We start from the raw sequence: 19939 nt of genomic DNA, 5'->3' as shown, positions 1-19939 counted from the left end.
AAACTACCCATCGTGACAAGTCTGACCAAGGGCGCAAACACCACCGTGACTGCCAGCGCCGTTCGCGTGCTACTGGTTTGGTCCAATGCCCCCGGTATCCCCGACCTCGATGCTTCAGCGCTTCTCCTGACAGCGTCCGGGCGGGTCCGCACTGACGGCGACTTCGTCTTCTACAACCAGCCCACCCATGCGAGCCGTGCGGTCCAGCACACCTGCAAACAGTCCGGCACCGACAGCCTGGCAGTGAATCTGTCCGAGGTGGAAGCGGATATCGATCGGATCGCCGTGTGCGCCTCGGCCGACGGCGGCGCCTTCGGGCAAGTACCCGGATTGCATCTGATACTGCTCGATGCCGCGAACGGCTCCGAGATCGCGCGGTTCGATATTGCCGCCGGACCCGAGACGGCCATGCTGTGCGGCGAACTGTATCGGCGAAACAACGCCTGGAAGTTCCGTGCCGTCGGACAGGGCTGGGACAGCGGGCTGGCCGGTCTGGCAACCGATTTCGGCATCACAGTTGACGACGAGCCCGCCGCGGCCGCGCAGCCGCAGCGGCCCGCGCCTCCGGCGGAACCGCCGACACCGCAGCCCGCGGCCACAGCACCAGCGACGAGTCCCGCCGCACCGGGCATCCGCCTCACCAAGGGCGAAGAGCGGCTGCCGGTCGATATGCGCAAGCGGCTGTCCCTACGCAAGGAACAGGTGGCAGTCTCTCTCGCCAAGCAGGGCATGCCCGGGCTGACCGCTCGAGTAGTCCTGGTGCTCGACGCCTCCGGATCGATGGCCCCGCTGTACTCCAAACAGGTCGTGCACCGTGTGGTGGAGCGCATGGCGGCCGTAGCGGCCCAACTCGACGACAACGGCGCGATGCTGGCGTGGACCTTCGCGAGCAACCCCGCCCGGCTGCCCGACCTGACCATAGGTGGACTGCCGCAATGGATTTCACTGCACGTACGCTGCGGCCAGTTCAAGGTTCTCCTCGGCCGCGGCGCGCGCCTGCAGCCGGGCCAGGTCGACATGCGCAAGGTCGGCATCATGAACGAGGAGCAGAAGGTGATCAGCGAGGTGCGCCGTTACGTGCGCGCCGAACCGCAGCCGCTCCCCACACTCGTCCTGTTCTTCTCCGACGGCGGCGTCTACAAGAACCAGGAGATCGAGCGCGAACTCCGCGCCGCGGTCGAGGAGCCGATCTTCTGGCAGTTCATCGGCCTCGGCAGCAGCAACGGCTACGGCGTCCTGGAGAAGCTGGACACCATGCGCGGCCGCCGGGTCGACAATGTCGGCTTCTTCGCCGTGGACGATATCGACGAGGTGAGCGATCCCGACCTCTACGACCGGCTGCTCGGGGAGTTCCCGGCCTGGATCACCGCGGCCACACAGGCCGGAATCCTGCGTTAGAGCTCGCGGCGCATGGCGGTCCGCGGCCAGCGGTCGAGGCCGATCTCGGCTTCGCGGGCGCGGATCTTGTGCAAACCCGGCGACAGCTCATCGGGAGCTAGGACGCGGAATCCGAGGCGCTCGTAATACGGTGCGTTCCAAGGGACTTCGACGAACGTGGTGAGGGTGAGCGCGGTATCGCCCGCGGCGCGGGCGCGCTCGGCGGCGTGGTCGATGAGGCGGCGGCCGATGCCCCGATGGGCGGCTGCGGGGTGGACCGATACCTGGGCGATGTGCGCGGTACCGTCGACGTCTTCGTCGATCAGGTAGGCGACGGGGACGTCGTCGGTATCGACGGCGACCCAGGCGCGGCCCAGTCTCCGGTAGGCGTCCAGGGATTCGATCGGCAGCGGCTCGTCCTCGGCGATCTCGGGCATGCCCGCCGCGCGGAACGGTTCCCCGGCGGCGATCTCGATCTCTTGCAGGATCGGGAGGTCGGCGGCGGTGGTGGGGCGGATGCGCATCAGGCGAAGGTAGCGCGGGCCGATTCGGGAGTCATGCGGATTTCTTGTTGGCGGCGTCGAGGATGGCGGGCAGCAGGCCGGGTAGGGTGGCTTCGATGGCGTCGGTGCGCAGGAGCTGGTGGGCGTTGCCGTCGATGATCAGGCGCTCGGTGAGACCGGCTTCGCGCAGGATCTTGAAGTGGTGAGCGGCGGTCGACTTGCTGACCGAGTCGTAGAGGGTGGTGCAGCGCAGGGAGGTTCCGGCATTGCCGAGGCGGCGCACCATTTCCAGGCGGACCGGGTCCTGTAAGGCGGCGAGCACCGTCGCGAGCGGCGCCACTTCGGACACCACGGCCGGTAATGCGTATTCGGTATCGGGCATGACCTACTTCACTCCGCTAATGGTTTGATGGTCATCGAACCTGGCGTAGGGTCAAGTTCGATATTCATCAAACTTACCTGATTAGAGGGGCCGATGTCGGCAGCGACGGTTGCGGTGCGGACCGAACAGGGCAAGCAGACCTGGGCGTATGCACTCGTGCTCGCCGCGAGCGGGGTGGCGCTCGGCGTTTCGGGCGCACCCGCCCCGCTCTACGGGCTGTATCAGCAGGCCTGGCATTTCTCGCCGCTCACCACCACCTTCGTCTTCGCGGTGTACGCCATCGCGGCGCTGGGCGCGGTGCTGGTGTCCGGGAAGATCTCCGATGTCGTCGGGCGAAAGCCGGTGCTGCTGGGCGCCTTCGGCATCATGATCGCCGGACTGGTGGTCTTCCTGCTGGCCGACAATGTGGCCATGCTGCTGCTGGCCCGTGCACTGCACGGCGCGGCGGTCGGCGCGACGGTGGTGGCGGGTGCGGCGGCGCTGCTGGATCTGCGGCCCAAGCACGGCGCGCGATCCGGGCAGCTGTCGGGTGTGGCGTTCAATGTCGGTATGGCGGTGGCGATTCTGGGATCCGCGCTGCTCGCGCAGTACGCCCCGCATCCCATGCGGACGCCGTACGTGGCCATCACCATTGTCTGCCTGCTCATCGCCGCCGGGGTGCTGGCGCTGTGCGAACCGCACACCGCCCGCGTGGCCGGGCGCATCCGGATCGCCAAGCCCGCTGTGCCGCAGGAGATTCGCGGTGACTTCTGGTTCTCGGCCCTGGGCGTCATGGCGGCCTGGTCGGTGCTGGGCGTACTGCTGTCGCTCTACCCGTCGCTGGCCTCGGCCGAAACCGGCATCCACAAGCTGGTCTTCGGCGGCGCGGTCGTGGCCTCCACCGCCCTCGCGGGGGCCTTGGCGCAAGCCTTCGCCACCGGAATCCCGGCGCGCCGCGCCGCCATCGTGGGCGATATCAGCATGGCCATCGCCCTGGTCCTGACGATTCCGGCCCTGCACACCGGCAACTGGATCCTGGTCCTGGCCGCCGGATTCCTGCTCGGCGCCACCTTCGGCCTCGGCTTCGGCGGATCCCTGCGCCACCTGTCCAATGTCGTCCCCCAGCACAAGCGCGGCGAAACCATGTCCGCCTACTACCTGCTGGCCTACTCCGCCATGGCCCTGCCCACCGTCGTCGCGGGCTGGGCGGCCACCACGTGGGGGCTGAGCACCGTCTTCCCGTGGTTCGTCGGCGCGGTGGCGGTGGCCTGCCTCGTGGCCGCCGGTATCGGCATGCGCAACCGCGAACCGGCGAGCGCCTGATCGCCGGATGAACCCGACCCGCCGCCGCGAGCGAAACCCGGTGGTGCACGCCAGGAATCGCGCCAACCGATGCGGTTTTCCGGGGGTGTCGCTATCCTTCCGCTATGCGGCGGTGGGGGTGGTTCGGCGGCGGGCTGAACCGGAGGATGCACCGGTCGGCACTGATGATTTCGGTGCTGGCCGCGGTAATCGGTGGTCTCGCTGTCGCGGCGCTGAGCTGGTGGGTGCTGCGGCAGCTGCTCGGCGTCGAGGATGTGAAGCCGAATCAGTTGGACCTCACCGAGATCGCACTCGCGATCTCGGCGGGTATCGGCGCGGCGGTGGCCCTGGTGGTCGCCTACCGCCGCCAGCGGGATCAAGAGCGCGGCCGCTTCGCCGAACTGTTCGGCGCGGCGGCGCGGCAGCTCGGTGACGCCGATGTGGCGGTACGGATCGCCGGGGTGTACGCCATGGCCGGTGTGGCCGACGAGTTCTCGGCTCCGGGCCGCCGCCAGCAATGCATCGACGTCCTGTGCGGGTACCTCCGCCTGCCCTACGCCCCGGACGAGGGCAATAGCCACCTGGTCTCCAAAACCCAGCGGATCGAGGACTCCGGCACCGGGGTGGAACGCACCTACCACTACCGGCAGAACGACCGCCAGGTGCGCGACACCATTGTGCGGGTGATCGCCGGGCGGCTCCGCCCGGCCGTCGAAGTGTCCTGGTCCACCTGCGATTTCGACTTCTCCGACGCCATCTTCGAGGACGCCGACTTTCGCTACACCGTCTTCGCCGGTCGCAATACCCGCTTCACCAACGCCATGTTCGTCGGGCCCCGCGCCACCACCTTCGAGAAGGCCCGCTTCCTCGGCAAGCGGGTCACCTTCCGCGGCGCCATGTTCCGCGGCGCCACGACCTCGTTCGAAGGGGTGGCCTTCACCCATTCCCGGGTGGATCGCTCCGAACGCGACAGCGCCGGAACGACATTCATCGACACCACCTTCAGCGGCCCGACCACCTTCGATGCCGCGACCTTCGCGGGCGCGCGCACCGCCTTCACCCGCGCCAAGTTCGCGGGCACGCGCAGCAGCTTCGTCAATGCCAAGTTCACCGGCGAGCTCACCTCCTTCGAGAAGGCCATCTTCGACGGCGACCGGGTCGCCTTCACCGGCGCCGAATTCACCGGCGCCGAGGTCACGTTCGCCGCCTCGCGGTTCTACGCCGAGGGCAGCTCCTTCGAATGCGCCCACCTCGGCGCGAACGCGCGTTTCCGCGCCACCCGCACGCGGGAGATCAGCTTCGCCCGGGTGGAATACCACAGCAAGGTCTCCTTCGCCGATGCCGTCTTCGGCGGCCGGTCGGTGGTTTTCACCGGCGGCGACTTCTTCGGCGACATCTCCTTCCGCCGCGCGGTGTACGACGCGCGCGAGATCAGCTTCGAGCGTCCCAAGGCGTGGGTGGGCGTGCACTTCGACTGGGACGGCACGCCCGTCACCAAACCGGCCAATATTCGCCCGGAGCAGTGGCCGCCGACTCCGGCCGAGACTGCCCCGGCTCCGGCGTCCTGACACCGGTCAGCGGGCCGGGAAGCGGATGATGCGGTCGTCGCCGGTGCGGATGTCGCCGCGGCCGTCGGTATTGGACGTGGTCAGCCACAGCGCTCCGTCGGGCGCGACCTCGACCGTGCGCAGGCGGCCGTAACGCTCCTCGAAGCGGGCGGTCGGCTCGCCGGTGACGCCGTCGCGCAGGGGGACCAGCCATAGTCGTTCGCCGCGCAGCGCCGCCATATAGAGGGTGTCACCGGCAATGGCGATGCCCGAGGGCGAGGCTTCCGCGGTCGTCCATGTGACCAATGGATTCACGAAGCGCCCGCTGCGGGTGTCGCCGGTGCCCTCCACATCCGGCCAGCCGTAGTTGCGGCCCGGCTCGATGAGGTTGAGCTCGTCGAAGGCATTGCGCCCGAACTCGGCGGCGAACAACCGGCCCGCCGAATCCCACGCCAGCCCTTGCACATTGCGGTGCCCCAAGCTGTAGACCGGCGAGCCCGGGGTCGGATTGCCCGGAGCCGGTTCGCCTTCGGCGGTCAGGCGCATGATCTTGCCGTTCGGGCTGGCCGGATCCTGTGAGCGGGAGGTCTGCCCGGCATCACCCGTGCCGACGTAGAGCAGTCCGTCCGGCCCGAAGGCGATGCGCCCGCCGTCGTGGATTCCGGCCTTGGCAATGCCGTCGAAGATCACCTCGGGTGTGCTGTCGAGCCGGAATCGAACGATGCGATTGTCGGTTGGCGAGGTGAAATACGCGTAGACGTACCGGTCTTCGGCATACCGCGGGGAGACGGCCAAGCCGAGCAGGCCGCCCTCGCTCTGGGCGTCCACATCCGGCACCTGGTACACCTGCTCGGGTTCCGCGCCCGCCCGCACGCGCAGAATCGCGCCGGTATCGCGTTCGGCGACCAGCGCGCCGCCATCGGGCAGGAACGCCAAACCCCACGGCACATCGATCCCCTGCGCCACCTCCTCGCCCGCGTCCAGATCCGGTTCGCCGCTGGGCGAACTGGGTGCGGTGCTGGTGGCGGTCGGCGCGGACGGCTCCGCACCGCAGGACGCCACCGCGCCCAGGAGCAGCAGGACGGCGGCCGAGCGGCGAAGCGAGGCGAGGCGCATACCTCCATCCTGCGCGGAGATCGTCCGCGCGGGCACCACATTGCCCGTCTCTCCCGGGCTGCGCTAGCGTCGAAGGTGGGATCGGAAGTGGCAGGAGATTGTGGTGGGGTCTCACGACGTGTGGTGGCTGGCAGTGGGAACGGCGCTGCTGGTGCTGGCGGCGGTGGCCGGAGGCACGGCTGTCGCCAAGGAACGCCGCGTCCGATTCGACCCGAGCGGCCGGGCGGCGCGCGCCAGCCGGGTTCTGGCGGTGCTGGCCGTCGCGCTGGCGATTCCGGGCTGGGCGGGTGTGGCGGCGACAGTGGTGCCCGCCGTGCAGACGATGGCGGGCGATACCGTCGCGGGCTCCGCGGGCCCGACCTCACCCGGATTGGTGCAGGCCGGAATTCCGACCACCGCCCCCACGACGAAATCCGCTGCCCCCGACCCCATGTCGCTGCTGGTCCCCGGCGACTGCGTCGAAGTGCCGATGGACCCGACCGTCGACGCTTCGGGCGCGCCGACCTGGGAGCCCGGCGATCCGGCTCCGGCCGACTGCAACTCCCTGGACGCGAACTACCGTGTGCTGCAAACCGGCCCGCAAGCCTGCTCGGGAAACCTCTACAAACTCGAGACCAGCCGCCATGACAGATCCGGCAATCTCGTCTACCACCTGTGCCTGGCCTTCGACTGGCGCGTCGACTTCTGCTACGACACAAGCCAGATGGCCGAGCCGTTCAAAGTCGACTGCGCCACCCCGGGCCGCCACATCGTGCGCGTCACCGCGGTGCTGGAGAATACGGTCGACGGTGCGAAATGCCCGCGCGACGGCCAGGGGGCGGTCTGGGTCGTCTGGAACAAAGCGTGACCTGACGGTCTGCTTCCGCGGCACCGACGACCCGGGCGAATAGCGGCTACTTGCGGCGGCCGATGGTGATCATGTCCGGGACCAGCCAGGGCGGAATCGGTTGGCGGCGGATGGAGCGCTGGTCGACGACTTCGAAACCGGCGTCCTGCAACAGTTTCCGGGTCGCGCGGCCGGAAGGGGCGTGGGCGGGGAACAGGGGGCTGCTGGTCACCCGCTGGATGGCGGCGGCGGAGGCGGACGGGCGCATGGTCGCGATGGCCACCAGGCCCCCGGGCGTCAGGACGCGCTGGAATTCGCGTAGTGCCACCGGATGGTCGAAGAAGTGGAAGGCGGTGGTGCTCACGACCGCGTCCAGTTCGCCGTCCCCGATCGGCAGGTGCTCGGCGGCGGCGTGACGCCATTCGACGGTCTCGGATCGGCGGCGGGCCTGGGCCAGCATGCCGGGGGAGGCATCGATGCCGTAGATGATCTCCGGGCGCAGTTCGCGTTCGATGCGGGAGGTGAGAATGCCGGTGCCGCAGCCGATATCGGCGATCCGGCGGGATCCGGCGGCGCGCAGTTCGGCCACGACCTCGTTCTGCGGCGGGCGGTAGACCACCTGTTGCAGCGGGGCGGTGTCGTAGGCGCGGGCGACGCCGCTGAAGAACTGGGTGATGGTGTGGTTGAGGGCTCTGTTTCCGATGACGGCGGATGTGCTGTGCATGCGTGCTCCTATCCGTTACTCATCGAAGCAGAAACCCCGCTGTCTGGGAAGGCGCATCCGGTAGCGTCGGGCGCATGAGGATTCGTGGAGCTGTCCTGGAACGAATCGGGGCCCCGGCGCCCTACGTCGAGTCGCGCCCGATCGTGGTGGCCGACCTCGACCTGGGCCAACCCGGTCCCGGCGAGCTGCTGGTCCGCATCGAGGCGGCCGGGCTGTGCCATTCGGATCTGTCCGTGGTGGACGGCAATCGGGTCCGGCCGGTGCCCATGCTGCTCGGGCACGAGGCCGCCGGTCGGGTCGAGGCCGTCGGCGCGGGGGACAGCGATATCGCGGTCGGGCAGCGGGTGATCATGACCTTCCTGCCGCGCTGCGGGGAATGCGCGGGTTGCGCCACCGAGGGCCGCACCCCGTGCCTGCCCGGCAGTATGGCCAACAATGCGGGCGAACTGCTCGGCGGCGGCCGTCGCCTGCTGCGCGACGGCGCACCCGTGCACCACCATCTGGGCGTCTCCGGTTTCGCCACCCACGCCGTCGTCGACCGGCACTCGGTGGTCCCCGTCGATGACGACGTCCCGCCGGACGTAGCCGCCGTCCTCGGCTGCGCGGTCCTGACCGGCGGTGGCGCCCTGCTCAATTCGGCCAAACCGGCACCCGCCGACCGCATCATGGTCGTCGGCCTCGGCGGGGTCGGCATGGCCGCCGTCCTGGTGGCCGCCTCCCTGCGCGGGGGCACCGGCCGTGAGGTCATCGCCGTCGACACCGTCCCCGAAAAGCTCAAGCTGGCCATGGAACTCGGCGCGACCGCCGCCTACATGCCCAGCGATATCACCGACCAGAACATCCAGGCCGAGGTCGTGATCGAAGCCGCGGGCAATGTCCGCGCCTTCGAAACCGCGGTCTCGGCAACCGCTCCCGGCGGCACCACGGTCACCGTCGGCCTCCCGGCTCCCGACGCCCGCGCCAGCATTTCGCCTCTCGCCCTGGTGGCCCAGGGCCGCACCATTGTCGGCAGCTACCTCGGCTCCGCCGTCCCCGCCCGCGACATCCCCGAATTCGTCCGCCTCTGGCGCGCGGGCAAACTCCCCGTCGAACGCCTGGTCTCCGCCCGAATCCGCTTGGAGGACATCAACAAAGGCATGGACGAACTCGCCGCAGGCCACGCCCTCCGCCAAATCATCGTCTTCGACTGAGCGGTCAGCGCACGTCGATGCGGATGGTCTTCGTCTCGGTCTCGGCGGGGAGTTTGGCGGTGTCGACCAGGAGGATTTCGCCGGAGTCCTGGACGCCGTTGGGCAGGGTCTTGGGCTTCAGGCCGTACGGGGGCTGGTCGCCGGTGATTCCTTCGAGACCGAAGTCGCTGTCGTTGGCGATGTAGAGGGTCTTGCCGCCGTCGGTGGTGGCCACGCCTTCGATCTTGTCGTGGCCGAAGAACTTGCCGTCGGCGTTCAGGGCGGCGGCGAGACCGGCGAGGTCGAGGTTGGATTTCTTGGCGACGGGGGTGATTCCGGCCTTCTGGAGCGCCGCGACGCCGTCGGCGGTGGGGACCGGGCCCACATAGGTTTCCAGGGGCTTGCCGTCGACCTGCAGGCCGTTCTTCGGATCGTATTGGGCGCCGGGGACCTTCGCGTCGGGGCCGATATCGGTGGCGCCGGTGATGTCGATGGTCCACAGCTTCTTGTCGGCCTTGGGGGCCTTGCTGCCGTCACGCTCGTCGACCACGAAGGTGGTGTTGGTCAACGCGGTGATCTCCGATGCGCCGAGCTTGCTCTTCGGATTCTCGAGCGGGTAGGCGAATTCCTTGACGGCCTTGGTCTTCAGATCCACGGTGACGATGTGGGTCATCGGCACCTCACGCGCGGAGGACAGGCCCGGCGTGGTGAGACCGGACTGCATGATGCCCACCAGGGTGCTGCCGTCAGGGGTGACGGTGAGCCCTTCCATACCTTGGTTGGGGGTGCGCAGGGCGAGTTCGGCGGGTAGGCCGCGCCCGGGGGCCAGGCGCTCGAGTTCGGTGCCCTTGGCGTCGAAATGCACCAGGAACGGCCCGTATTCGTCGGAGACCCAGAAGGTGCCGTCGGCCAGCGCCACCAGGCCCTCGCTGTCAATACCGTGATCGGTGGGCGCGAGCTCCTTGCCGTCGAGACCGCGCATGGTCTCACCGGTCAGCGCCGAGGTGTCGACCAGGCCGTTGAACGGCTGCCCGGCCGGATTCTTCAGCGCGAGGGTGGATTCCACGACCGCCTTGTTGCCGACCAGCTTGATCTTGGCGATCTGCGGGGTGAAATCCGCTATCGGGGAGATCTTCTCGTTCTTGGCCTTGCCGTCCACATTCGGCCCGCGGTCGGTGAGCCCGTAGAACTCATCGGCCGAGCCGGGCACCGGCACGAACGCCGACCCGAACGCGCTGCCCTGCACCGTGACCCCGCCGAACTGGCCCAGCGGCGCGACATCGGTGGCGAACAGTCGCACCGCATCGGTCGTGGTGACGGTAATGCTGTCCGCGCCCGTGTACCCGGCCGCCGGGGTGTACACCAGCGACCCGTCGGTTCCGCGGCTCACCGCGCCGTGCCGCGGATCGGTGATCGCCACCACCGCGCTGCCACCGGCCTTGGCAACCAGGTCGTCCAGCGAGACGACCAGCGGCTGATCCTTGGTCGCGGCGAAATCGGCCCCCGCCTCGGAGGACGAACAGGCGGCGGTCGCGGCGGCGGCGCACACGGCTACGGCGACGAGCGCGCTTCGGGTACTACGGCGAATTCTCACCAGCGATGCCTACCGCCCTCTGTCGACGTCCAGTTGACCGGCAACTGAACAGTTTCCGTCGTCTGTGACCTCGCTCACCCGTGTGCGGTCGTGCGGGCGTGCCAGCTGATTGCTTACCTCGACGTTGGTATTTCCCAGAAAAGTGCGTACTTGCCGCTGGACGGCAGCGGTTCGACAGTAGTCGCCACGACGGCGACGCGATTCCGGCTCGCCGATCGCCTCACCGAATCCTCGTGAAACGGAGCAATTGTGCGCGATACCGAGTCCACGCCGGTCACCGTTCTGGGCCTCGGCTCGATGGGCCGCGCCCTGGCCGAGGCATTCCTGGCCGCCGGTCACCCCACCACCGTGTGGAATCGCACCCCGGCGAAGGCGGCCCCGCTGGTGGCCGCCGGTGCGAGACAGGCAGCCGACATCGAGCAGGCGGTGGCCGCGAGCCCCGTGGTGGTCTCGGTGCTGACGACCTTCTCCGCGACCCTGCAAGCCCTCGGTCCGGCCTCGGATGCGCTGGCGGGGCGCACCCTCATCACCCTCAACAGCGGCAACCCGACCGGGGCGCGCGCCATGGCCGACTGGGCCGCGGCCCGGGGAGCCCGGTTCCTCGGCGGTGCCATCAAGGATGTGCCGTCCGCCGTCGGCAAGCCCGGCACCCTGCTCTACTTCGGCGGCGACCGCACGGTCTTCGACGAGTACGAGCCGGTCCTGCGAATCCTCGGCGGCCACACCCTGCACCTGGGCCCGGAACCCGATCTTGCCGCCCTCTACGAATCCGCCGTCGGCGCAACCCTGCTGCCCGCCCTGCTCGGGTTCTTCGAAGGCGCGGCCATGCTGACCGCGCGCGGCATCAAGGCCGCTGAGATGGTCCCGTACTCAGTGAAGTGGCTGCAGATGATCGAATCCCTCCTCCCGCTCCTCGCCGAGGAGATCGACACCGCCGACTACACCCGCCTCGGCTCCTCGGTCGGCGTCTTCTACGAGGGCATCGCCAACGAGACGGCCGGTGGCGCCGACGCGGGCGTCGACCTGTCCTGGCACGAGCCGATGAACGACCTGCTACGACGCGCCATGGACGCGGGCTACGGCGACCACAGCATCACGGCGCTCATTGAACTGCTGCGTCGCCCGGTCCCGGCCCGCACCGGAGGTAGCGGGGCTCGATCGGCGGATTCGCCGACCCGATAGGCTCTGGGCGTATCCCTGCGGGGTGTCGAGTCGATCGCATGTGAGGAGACCAGGTGACCACGAACCGGATCAAGGTAGGTGTGCTCGGGGCGCGCGGCAAGGTCGGCCAGGCCATCTGCGCGGGCGTCGAGGCGGCCGCCGATCTGGAACTGGTGGCCCAGGTCGACAAGGACGACGCACTGGAGTTGTTCACCGAGACCGGCACCGAGGTGGTCGTCGATTTCACCCATCCCGATGTGGTGATGCCGAATCTGAAGTGGCTGGTGGAGAACGGCATTCACGCCGTGGTCGGCACCACCGGCTTCGACGCCGAACGGCTCGACCAGGTGCGCGGCTGGCTGGCGCAGAGCCCGGAGACCGGCGTGCTCATCGCCCCCAACTTCGCCATCGGTGCGGTGCTGTCCATGCGCTTCGCCGAACAGGCTGCGCGCTGGTTCGAATCGGTCGAGGTCATCGAGCTGCATCACCCCAACAAGGCCGACGCTCCGTCCGGCACCGCCTACCGCACCGCCGGTCTCATTGCCGCCGCCCGCGAGAAGGCGGGGGTGGGCCGCAGCCCCGATGCCACCTCCACCGAACTCGAGGGCGCGCGCGGCGCGGACGTCGACGGCGTGCGCGTGCACTCGGTCCGCCTGGCCGGTCTGGTCGCTCATCAGGAAGTCCTGTTCGGCACCCAGGGCGAGACCCTGACCATCCGCCACGACTCCATGGACCGCACCTCCTTCGTGCCCGGCGTCCTCCTCGGCGTCCGCAAGACCCCGCTGCGCCCCGGCCTGACCGTGGGCATCGACCCGCTGCTCGACCTGTGAGTACTCCCGCCGACGACACCGGCCGCCAGGTCGCCACCAAGGTCGCGTTCATCGCGTTCCTGGTCCTGGTGCTCGCCTTCTATTTCGTCCTGCTGGGCCGAATCGCCTTCGGCCTCATCGGCTCCGGCTCCATCCCCGCCGCGGTCATCAGCGTGGGCGTGCTCATCCTGCCGCTGGTCGGCGTGTGGGTGGTCGCCACCAGCGTGCGCGCCGCCTTCGCCCACCAGCACCTGGCCCGCCGCATGCACGCCGAGGGCCGCGAACTCGATATCTCCCACCTGCCCCGCCGCCCCTCGGGCCGCCTGGAACGCGAAGGCGCCGACCAGCTCTTCGAGCAGGTCAAGGCGGAATGGGAAGCCGAACCGGACAATTGGCGCACCTGCTACCGCGTGGCCCGCGCCTACGACTACGCCGGAGACCGCACCCGCGCCCGCGAAATGATGCGCCGCGCCGTAGACCTGGAACGCGCCGAACGCGCCGCCTCCCAGTGAAACGTCGTCGACCGGGAACTGGTGGCGGGAGCTACTCGCGAAACGCCGCCACCAGTTCCCGGTGATCATCTGTCCAGACGAGTGCGGCCCGGAATCTGGTGATTCCGGGCCGCTGTCGGTTGCGGGGGATTACGCCTGGGGCGGGTGCACGGTGCGCCAGTGGTCGGCGATATCGATGCGGCGCGCCAGCCAGACCTTGTCGTGGGACTGGACGTAGTCGAGGAAGCGCTCCAGCGACTTGGCGCGGCTGGGGCGGCCGATCAGGCGGCAGTGCAGGCCGACGGAGAGCATCTTCGGGGCGCCCGCGGCGCCTTCGGCGTAGAGGACGTCGAAGGCGTCGCGCAGGTGGGCGAAGAACTCGTCGCCATTGGCGAAACCGGCCGGGGAGGAGAACCGCATGTCATTGGTTTCCAGGGTGTAGGGCACCACCAGTTGGTCGTGCTCGCCCACCTTGACCCAGTACGGCAGATCGTCGGCGTAGGAGTCGGAGTCGTAGGCGAAACCGCCGTGCTCGACCACCAGTTCCCGGGTCTGCGGGGAGTCGCGGCCGGTGTACCAGCCGCGCGGCGGTTCACCGAACAGCTTGGTGATGATGGCGACCGCCTCGTCCATATGGGCGCGTTCGGTGGCCGGATCGACGGACTGGTAGGAGATCCAGCGCAGGCCGTGGCAGGCGATCTCGTGGCCGAGGCGCTTGAAGGCCGCCACCGCTTCCGGATTGCGCTCCAGGGCACGGGCGATGGCGAAGATGGTGAGCGGGATATCGCGCTCTTCGAACAGGCGCAGCACCCGCCACAGCCCGGCGCGGGAGCCGTACTCGTAGAGGGATTCCATGCTCATGTGGCGTTCCGGGAAGGCCGCCGCCGGAACGATATCCGAGAGGAAGGTCTCCGAGCCCTCGTCCCCGTCCAGGACGCTGTTCTCGCCGCCCTCCTCGTAGTTGAGGACGAACTGCACCGCGATATTGGCCTCGCCGGGCCACTGCGGATGCGGCGGGTTGGGGCCGTAGCCGACCATGTCCCGCGGATAGGTGAGATCGAAATTGCTCATGCCAGGTGGTCTTTCTGCTCGGCCTCGAGGCGGGTGCGCGCGGCGTCGGTCAGGGCGCCGAACAGGCGCAGCCGTGCCAGGCCGCCGTCGGGGAAGGCGTCCAGGCGGACCTCGACGACCGGCTCGTCGGAGGCGATGGGGAAGCGGTGGCGGGTGTCGGGCTGAATCGCGGTGCGCGCCAGCAGTTCCACCTCGCCACCGTCGGCGCGGATGCCGGTGAGCGCGGCCGCGCCGGGACTGTTGAACAGGAAGTAGGAGGTGTCGATCTCGGCCATGGTGAGCACGCCCTCCTCGGCGAGGCGCACCCGGACCCAGTCGTTGTCGCGGTCGCGGCGGCGCGCGGTCTCCCAGCCGTCGCCCATGACGCGGGCGCGGCCGGGCATGAGCACGTTCTGCGGATGCGAGAAGAAGCGGTTGGAGCAGTCGGCCACCAACCCGCCGTTCTCGATGGCGGCCAGGTCGAACGAACCCGAATTCAGCCACCGCAGTTCGGGTTTGGCGAAGCCGTGCACGCGCAGGCGGGCAATGCCGCCGTCGGGGAACATGCGCAGCCGCACATGGGTCCAGCGCTCGGGAGAGTCCACGGCGAACGGGTTCTGCGCATCGCCGGACACCTTGGCGCGTTCGACGATGGTGGTCCAGCCGTCCAGCTCGGCCAGTTCGGCGGGTGACGGATAGCCTTGCACCGCAATGGCTTCCACCGACACCTCCGGCGGATAGTTGCCCTTGAACCAGGCGGTGTCCACGACCACGCCGCGGATCACGCCGGGCACGCCCAGTCGGATGATGGCGGTGTCGCAGTCGTCGGCGGCGGGTGCGTCGCCCAGTTCGCCACGGCGGCGGCGGGTTTCCCAGCCGTCGTACACCTGGCCCTTGTGGCCGAAGGTGGCGGGGGAGTACGTGGAATCCTCCGGGCGGATGAGGTTCTCCTTCTCGGCGAAGGATTCGTCATTGGCCCAGACCACCGCACCACCGAGGGTGCGGACGGCCAGGTCGGGTAGCAGCGTGAAGTCGGCGTCGGTCATAGTGCCGGAATCTTCCTTTCTCGCAATTGATGCAATACCTCGACGGAGGCGGCCGGGGCGAGCGCGGTCACGGCATCGGGACCGAAAGCGCCGCAATCCAAGCCGCGCAGAACGACGGTGGCCAGGGCCTGGGCGGTGGCGGGTTCGTCCACCACGGCGCCGCCCTGGCGCTCCAGGTAGCGGCCGATGCGGGGCGCGGCCACACCCAGGGCGGTGCGGTAGAAGGTGAAATTGGCCAGCCAGCGGGTGACCAGATGGCCGGGGCCCATATCCCAGCCCTGGTAGTAGCCGCGCTCGAGGGAGCGGGTGACCAGGCGATTGTGGCGGACGACGGCGGCGCGCACCTCGTCGTCGCCGCCGAGGGGCAAGACCTGGGTGGAGCCGTCGCACACCCACACGCCGGTCTGTGCGGCGGCGGCCTGCATGACGGCCTTGGCGTGATCGGCGACCGGATGCTCCAGCGACTGGAACTGCGGTGCGATACCGCAGGCGGCGCTGTAGTCGTAAGTGCCGTAATGCAATCCGGTGCAGCGCCCGGCGGAGCGGTGAATAGCGCGCGCGACGGTGGCGGTGCCGTCGGCGGCGATGACGGCCTGCGGGCTCTCGATCTGCAATTCGAATCGCAGTGCGCCGGAAGGCAGTCCGTGCGCGGCCTCGATGGCCTCGCACAGCGCGACGGCGATATCCACCTGATCGAGGTGACGGATCTTGGGGAGGGTGAACACGAAACCGTCGGGCACCCCGCCCGCGCCCTCGAGCACCAGCTCCAGGGTGCGCACGGCCCGCGACCATTCCGCGGTGGTGAGGCCCTTGAGTCGGACGCCGCGCGAGAACACCTCGGCGGGAAGGGCTTTCAATGCCGCACCGGCGCGCAGCGCATCGCAGTCCTCCACCTCGTCGCCGCGGGTGCCGTAACCGTCCTCGAAGTCGAAGCGCAGATCCTGGATCGGCCGCCGCGCCAGCGTATCGAGCACCAGCTCGGCCACCTCGGCCCCGGCCAGCTCGATCAGCAGCTCCCGCTGCCCGCGCGCGAGTTCGATGGCCGCCGCACCCCATACCCCCGGCATATCCGCGGACGCGTCCGCCCCACTGATATACGCGGTGTGGATCGGCTGCCCCGGGCGCTCGCCCGGATAGTTCCGCGCCAGCTCCGCGTCGACCGCCGCGAGCTTGGCCCCGATTCCTGCCAGCACCTCTGGTGGCAGCGTCACGAACGAACCTCCGCATTCTCGATGGTGAATCCGGCCAGCGGGCCGGTGTATTTCTTGGGCAGTGGCCGGGCGAACTCGCCGCGCCCGGATTTGCGTAAACCCATGGTGACCAGTGACTGCACCGTCAGCGTGGCCGCCGCGACGCCGTCCACGACCGGCACCCCGACCACGCGGGTCAGGTATTCGCACAGATCGGCCATGCCCGCGCAGCCGAGCACGATGGCCTCGGAGCCGTCGGCGTGCACGGCTTCGCGGCAGGCGTCGGCGATGACGGTGCGCGCCTTGGGATCCTCGAGTTCCAGCACCGGAATCTCGCAGGAGTGAATGCCCAGGCAGAACCGCGTCATGCCGTAGCGTTCGGCCAGATCGGCGGCGCGTCCCTCGGTCCGCGACAGGGTGGTGACCACGCTGAATCCGCGCCCGAGATGGCTGGCCGCCTGATAGGCCGCCTCGGCCATGCCGATCACCGGTCCGCGCGCCAGCTCCCGTGCGGCGTCCAAGCCGGGATCGCCGAAGCAGGCGATCACATATCCGTCCGCGCCCTCGGCCTCACCGCGCGCGATCTCGGCGAGCAGCCCGGGCACCGCCAGCGCTTCGTCGTAATGGCTTTCGATGGAGACCGGCCCCATGGTGGGGGTGGCGCCTTCGATAATGGTCCCCGGTGCGGCGACCGCGCGGGCGGCCTGCGCCGCGAGCTCGGTCATGGCCGCCGTGGTGTTCGGATTGACGACTCGAATTCGCATGGACCTCACCGATTCTCGAAGACGGGGGCGTCGGCACCGGCGATCGCGGTTTCGGGCAAGTCGCACATCCGATCTCGTCAGGTCCCAAGGACGGGAGCACGGTCATCGCGACGCTATCGTGCGGGTGTTGCCCGGTTATTGCTGAAACTATATATCTTCCTGAACGGCCGAATCCGCAAAAAGTCCGGTATCGGTGGGCAGTCGCGACAGTACCCCGTTCAACCGCGAATGGTGCAGGTCGGTGGCAGCGAGCAGCCCCGCGGCATCGCGCGCCAGGAAGGCGGCGAGCTGCTTGCTGTGATCGGCGTGCAGCACCACCCGGTCGGCGGTGCTGACATGCACCATGGGCTGCACCGGTTCGGTGATGTTCCAGGCGTATTCGAGCATGTGCACCACGCGCGGCATGCCCGACGGGCGCACCAGTGCGAGATGGAAGTTGCGTGTCTCGCGGTGATAGGCGACCGCGTTCTCGGTCAGGATGGCCCGCTCCAGCCGCGCGTGGATCTCGCGGGCCAGCTCGTGGTCCTCCTCGGTGGCGTGGTGCACCGCGGCCGCCAGCGCCGCCGATTCCAGCCGCTCCCGCACCACATACAGTTCCCGCAGCTCGGCGGCCGTCAGCAGGGTCACCTGATATCCGAAGTTGGGCCGATGCGCGAGCAGCCCCTCGCCGATGAGCGTCTGCAGCGACTCCCGCACCGGGATGGCGCTCACCCCGAACTGCCGGGCCAGCTCACCCAGCGACAGCCCGGTGCCGGGCGGCAGATTGCCTTCCAGGATCAACCGCCGCAACTCGGTCAGGATCTCCTGTTGCGAGTACCCGCGCTTGGCGTCGACGGGCGGGGTCAGCTGGGGCAGGCGGGGTAGACGCGGTCGGGACGGCACCAGCCAACGGTAGCGGCCGTGAACTGGGCAAAGGCCGACGGGCCAGAGGTCGTCGGCGTCGTAGCCGATCGCCTTGAGCGAAAGCCGGTGCAGCGTTTCGCGTTCCGCGTCGGTGAGCCGTTCCAGCAGCACATCGGTGGCCGCCGCGATGCGGTCGTCGATCTCCTCGCGCAACTTGTTCCCGGCCTTGGTCATGGCGAGCCGGTACTTGCGCCGATCGTGCGGATCGCGGGTGCGGGTGACCAGTCCGGCCTTCTCCAGGCCGTCGATCAACCGCACCACTTCGCTGCGGTCGATGCCCATGGCATCGGCCATCTCCTGCTGCGAGATCTCACTGCGTTCGGCCAGGTAGGTCAGCATCCAGTGCTCGCGCAGCTGGGAGCCCATTTCGGCGTGCATGGCCTTGTGCAGCTTGCCGAGCACATACGTCGGATACCGCAGCAGTCCCCGCGGGTGGTACTCGCGTCCATCGGTCACTTGCTGATCCTACATATTGTTGAGTTCCTCAATCATTGTTAGTCTCTACAGTTGAGAAGCTCACGTACAACTGAAGGGAAGTCCGATGACGCAATCGCGTACGGACACAGCGCTTTCGGGGGCGGTCGCACCCGATGCTTCGGACAAGATCCCGAGATATGTCTGGCGCACCGCCGCCGCCGTCGTCGTCTTCGGCGCGGTCATGGGCATGCTCGATACGTCACTGGTCAATATCGGCCTGCACACCATGGGGGAGGACCTCGGCGCCTCGCTGGCGACCATGCAATGGGTGGCCAGCGCCTACCTGCTGGCGCTCGGCGTCTCGCTCACCGTGTGCGGTTGGCTGGGACGGCGTTTCGGCGTCGGGCGGCTGTGGCTGGCGGCGCTGGCCGCGTTCACCGTCACCTCGGCGCTGTGCGCGCTGGCGCCGACCGCGGGCTGGCTCATCGCGCTGCGGGTGCTGCAGGGGCTGGCCGCCGGGGTCATGATTCCGGCCGGTCAGACCATTCTCGGGCAGGCCGCCGGACCGCAGCGCATGGGCCGCGTCATGGGCGTGGTGGGTATCGCGGTGGTCGGCGCACCGGCCATCGGGCCGACCGTCGGCGGGGTGATGCTCGCCAACTGGAGCTGGGAATGGCTGTTCCTCATCAACATTCCGTTCGGGCTCGTCGGGATGGCGCTGGGGTTGCGCTATCTGCCGCTCGGCAAGGGCGCGCCGACCGGCAGCCTCGACCTCGCCGGGCTGGTGCTGGCGGGCGGGGGCGTGGCGGCCGTGGTCTACGGCCTGTCCGAGCTCGGCGTCGACCATGCGTCGGCGGTCGTCTCGGTCTGGTTGCCGATCCTGCTCGGACTGGCCGCGCTCGCCGGATTCATCGGGCGCAGTGTGCGTCGGGAGCGGCCGCTGCTGGATGTGCGCATGTTCGGCAACCGCGTCTTCGCCGCCGCCAATACCGCCGGATTCTTCGCGGGCGCATCGATGTTCAGCCTCATGGTGCTGCTGCCGCTGTACTTCCAGGTGCTGCACGGTGACGGCCTGATCCGCACCGGCGTCTCGCTCTTGGCCTACGGGCTGGGCGGCGTGGTCACGCTGCCGCTGGGCGGGCGGCTGGCGGATCGGTTCGGCGGCGGCCCCATCGCGGTCGGCGGCAATCTGGCGGTGTTCGCCACCGTCGCGCCCTTCGTCTTCCTGCCGGTCGACGCGAATACGATTGTGGTGCAGGTACTTCTGTTCGGCACGGGGGTCGCGACCGCGCTGGCGTCCCTGCCGCTCAGCGCGGCCGCCTATGCGGCGGTGCGGCCGGATCAGCTCCCGGATGCCGCCGCGTTCGTCAATATCCTGATGCGCGTCGGCGGTGCGGTGGGCGTGGACGTCCTGGCCGTGATCCTGTCCCGCGCAACGACTTCCGGCTGGGATCCGGTCTCCGGCTATCAGTGGTCGTTCGCCGCGGTCGCGCTCCTGTCGCTGGTGGCGTCGGCGGCGTCCACCGTGCTGCGCCGCCGCCAGCTCGGATAGCGCGGGCAGACGCGACGACCCGCCGGGCCGATGCCCG

Annotated in this window: 19 protein-coding genes and 1 pseudogene; 9 read left to right on the top strand and 11 right to left on the bottom strand. The window is 69.1% G+C overall.

Annotation, left to right across the window (positions count from 1 at the left end):
* On the top strand, nt 1-1398 hold a 1398-nt coding region (locus NC4_RS33260), incomplete at its 5' end, for a VWA domain-containing protein (RefSeq protein ID WP_218021366.1).
* Here NC4_RS33260 and NC4_RS33255 read toward each other — a convergent pair.
* Together NC4_RS33255 and NC4_RS33250 are read right to left on the bottom strand one after the other, a co-directional pair.
* On the bottom strand, nt 1395-1901 hold the full coding sequence (locus NC4_RS33255; RefSeq protein WP_067546568.1) for a GNAT family N-acetyltransferase: 507 nt from the start codon (nt 1899-1901) through the stop codon (nt 1395-1397). The genes NC4_RS33260 and NC4_RS33255 overlap by 4 nt on opposite strands.
* Before the next feature lie 31 nt (nt 1902-1932).
* Complete coding sequence (locus NC4_RS33250; RefSeq protein WP_067546565.1) at nt 1933-2262, bottom strand: ArsR/SmtB family transcription factor; 330 nt, start codon at nt 2260-2262, stop codon at nt 1933-1935.
* 93 nt (nt 2263-2355) lie between these two features.
* Here NC4_RS33250 and NC4_RS33245 point away from each other — a divergent pair, with 93 nt between their 5' ends.
* Complete coding sequence (locus tag NC4_RS33245; RefSeq protein WP_067546562.1) at nt 2356-3564, top strand: MFS transporter; 1209 nt, start codon at nt 2356-2358, stop codon at nt 3562-3564.
* Between the two features lie 104 nt (nt 3565-3668).
* The gene (locus tag NC4_RS33240; protein ID WP_067546559.1) at nt 3669-5111 is read left to right on the top strand and encodes a pentapeptide repeat-containing protein; all 1443 of its coding nucleotides are present in this window, start codon (nt 3669-3671) and stop codon (nt 5109-5111) included.
* A 6-nt stretch (nt 5112-5117) separates the two neighbouring features.
* On the opposite strand, the gene NC4_RS33235 is transcribed toward NC4_RS33240, so the two are convergent.
* A complete protein-coding gene (locus NC4_RS33235) occupies nt 5118-6206 on the bottom strand; it encodes a PQQ-dependent sugar dehydrogenase (RefSeq protein WP_067546674.1) in 1089 nt (362 codons plus the stop codon).
* Nucleotides 6207-6309: 103 nt separating this feature from the next.
* On the opposite strand from NC4_RS33235, the gene NC4_RS33230 reads away from it, so the two are divergent.
* On the top strand, nt 6310-7053 hold the full coding sequence (locus NC4_RS33230) for an LppU/SCO3897 family protein (protein ID WP_157555378.1): 744 nt from the start codon (nt 6310-6312) through the stop codon (nt 7051-7053).
* A 46-nt stretch (nt 7054-7099) separates the two neighbouring features.
* Here NC4_RS33230 and NC4_RS33225 read toward each other — a convergent pair whose 3' ends face one another.
* Nucleotides 7100-7756 carry a class I SAM-dependent methyltransferase gene (locus NC4_RS33225; protein WP_067546553.1) on the bottom strand — a complete coding sequence of 219 codons (657 nt, stop codon included), beginning with the start codon at nt 7754-7756 and terminating at the stop codon, nt 7100-7102.
* Between the two features lie 74 nt (nt 7757-7830).
* Between NC4_RS33225 and NC4_RS33220 the strand changes: the two genes are divergently transcribed.
* A complete protein-coding gene (locus NC4_RS33220) occupies nt 7831-8946 on the top strand; it encodes an alcohol dehydrogenase catalytic domain-containing protein (RefSeq protein ID WP_067546550.1) in 1116 nt (371 codons plus the stop codon).
* 4 nt (nt 8947-8950) lie between these two features.
* Here the strand turns inward: NC4_RS33220 and NC4_RS33215 are convergent, their stop codons facing one another.
* Nucleotides 8951-10519, bottom strand: a complete 1569-nt coding sequence (locus NC4_RS33215; protein ID WP_084530007.1) for an esterase-like activity of phytase family protein — start codon at nt 10517-10519, stop codon at nt 8951-8953.
* 249 nt (nt 10520-10768) lie between these two features.
* Between NC4_RS33215 and NC4_RS33210 the strand changes: the two genes are divergently transcribed.
* From NC4_RS33210 to NC4_RS33200, 3 genes are all read left to right on the top strand, one after another.
* Nucleotides 10769-11701, top strand: coding sequence for an NAD(P)-dependent oxidoreductase (locus NC4_RS33210; RefSeq protein WP_157555377.1), 933 nt, complete (start codon nt 10769-10771; stop codon nt 11699-11701).
* Nucleotides 11702-11769: 68 nt separating this feature from the next.
* Nucleotides 11770-12510: a 4-hydroxy-tetrahydrodipicolinate reductase gene (gene dapB, locus NC4_RS33205; RefSeq protein ID WP_067546669.1), complete on the top strand. Its 741-nt coding sequence runs from the start codon at nt 11770-11772 to the stop codon at nt 12508-12510.
* Nucleotides 12507-13001: a hypothetical protein gene (locus NC4_RS33200; RefSeq protein ID WP_067546544.1), complete on the top strand. Its 495-nt coding sequence runs from the start codon at nt 12507-12509 to the stop codon at nt 12999-13001. Before dapB ends, NC4_RS33200 begins: the two co-directional genes overlap by 4 nt.
* Nucleotides 13002-13130: 129 nt before the next feature.
* Here the strand turns inward: NC4_RS33200 and puuE are convergent, their stop codons facing one another.
* The 6 genes and pseudogenes from puuE to NC4_RS44245 form a co-directional block, all read right to left on the bottom strand.
* Nucleotides 13131-14051 carry an allantoinase PuuE gene (puuE, locus tag NC4_RS33195; RefSeq protein WP_067546542.1) on the bottom strand — a complete coding sequence of 307 codons (921 nt, stop codon included), beginning with the start codon at nt 14049-14051 and terminating at the stop codon, nt 13131-13133.
* Nucleotides 14048-15076, bottom strand: a complete 1029-nt coding sequence (gene alc / locus NC4_RS33190) for an allantoicase (RefSeq protein WP_067546540.1) — start codon at nt 15074-15076, stop codon at nt 14048-14050. The genes puuE and alc overlap by 4 nt, the downstream gene beginning before the upstream one ends.
* Complete coding sequence (locus NC4_RS33185) at nt 15073-16287, bottom strand: DUF6986 family protein (protein WP_067546537.1); 1215 nt, start codon at nt 16285-16287, stop codon at nt 15073-15075. Before NC4_RS33185 ends, alc begins: the two co-directional genes overlap by 4 nt.
* Nucleotides 16284-17030 (bottom strand): aspartate/glutamate racemase family protein, encoded by a 747-nt coding sequence (locus NC4_RS33180; protein WP_067546535.1) that lies wholly within the window; start codon nt 17028-17030, stop codon nt 16284-16286. Before NC4_RS33180 ends, NC4_RS33185 begins: the two co-directional genes overlap by 4 nt.
* A 147-nt stretch (nt 17031-17177) precedes the next feature.
* On the bottom strand, nt 17178-17912 hold the full coding sequence (locus NC4_RS41235; protein ID WP_067546666.1) for a GntR family transcriptional regulator: 735 nt from the start codon (nt 17910-17912) through the stop codon (nt 17178-17180).
* 171 nt (nt 17913-18083) lie between these two features.
* Nucleotides 18084-18299: pseudogene (locus tag NC4_RS44245) on the bottom strand (MarR family transcriptional regulator); the annotation flags it as partial.
* Between the two features lie 175 nt (nt 18300-18474).
* Between NC4_RS44245 and NC4_RS33170 the strand changes: the two are divergent.
* The gene (locus tag NC4_RS33170) at nt 18475-19902 is read left to right on the top strand and encodes a DHA2 family efflux MFS transporter permease subunit (protein WP_084530006.1); all 1428 of its coding nucleotides are present in this window, start codon (nt 18475-18477) and stop codon (nt 19900-19902) included.
* The last annotated feature ends 37 nt before the right edge of the window (nt 19903-19939 follow it).

Origin of the sequence: Nocardia crassostreae (assembly GCF_001613405.1) — a bacterium.
Taxonomy (GTDB): domain Bacteria; phylum Actinomycetota; class Actinomycetes; order Mycobacteriales; family Mycobacteriaceae; genus Nocardia; species Nocardia crassostreae.
The sequence above is the reverse complement of the archived record's forward strand: the minus strand, read 5'-3'. Positions and strand labels throughout refer to the sequence as shown.

Excerpts from the sequence above, each read along its gene's own strand:
- NC4_RS33245 (WP_067546562.1), top strand. The coding sequence starts at position 2,356 with ATGTCGGCAGCGACGGTTGCGGTGCGGACCGAACAGGGCAAGCAGACC.
- puuE (WP_067546542.1), bottom strand. The coding sequence starts at position 14,051 with ATGAGCAATTTCGATCTCACCTATCCGCGGGACATGGTCGGCTACGGC.
- NC4_RS33180 (WP_067546535.1), bottom strand. The coding sequence starts at position 17,030 with ATGCGAATTCGAGTCGTCAATCCGAACACCACGGCGGCCATGACCGAG.
- NC4_RS33220 (WP_067546550.1), top strand. The coding sequence starts at position 7,831 with ATGAGGATTCGTGGAGCTGTCCTGGAACGAATCGGGGCCCCGGCGCCC.
- NC4_RS33240 (WP_067546559.1), top strand. The coding sequence starts at position 3,669 with ATGCGGCGGTGGGGGTGGTTCGGCGGCGGGCTGAACCGGAGGATGCAC.
- alc (WP_067546540.1), bottom strand. The coding sequence starts at position 15,076 with ATGACCGACGCCGACTTCACGCTGCTACCCGACCTGGCCGTCCGCACC.
- NC4_RS33235 (WP_067546674.1), bottom strand. The coding sequence starts at position 6,206 with ATGCGCCTCGCCTCGCTTCGCCGCTCGGCCGCCGTCCTGCTGCTCCTG.
- NC4_RS33170 (WP_084530006.1), top strand. The coding sequence starts at position 18,475 with ATGACGCAATCGCGTACGGACACAGCGCTTTCGGGGGCGGTCGCACCC.
- NC4_RS33225 (WP_067546553.1), bottom strand. The coding sequence starts at position 7,756 with ATGCACAGCACATCCGCCGTCATCGGAAACAGAGCCCTCAACCACACC.
- NC4_RS33250 (WP_067546565.1), bottom strand. The coding sequence starts at position 2,262 with ATGCCCGATACCGAATACGCATTACCGGCCGTGGTGTCCGAAGTGGCG.
- NC4_RS33255 (WP_067546568.1), bottom strand. The coding sequence starts at position 1,901 with ATGCGCATCCGCCCCACCACCGCCGCCGACCTCCCGATCCTGCAAGAG.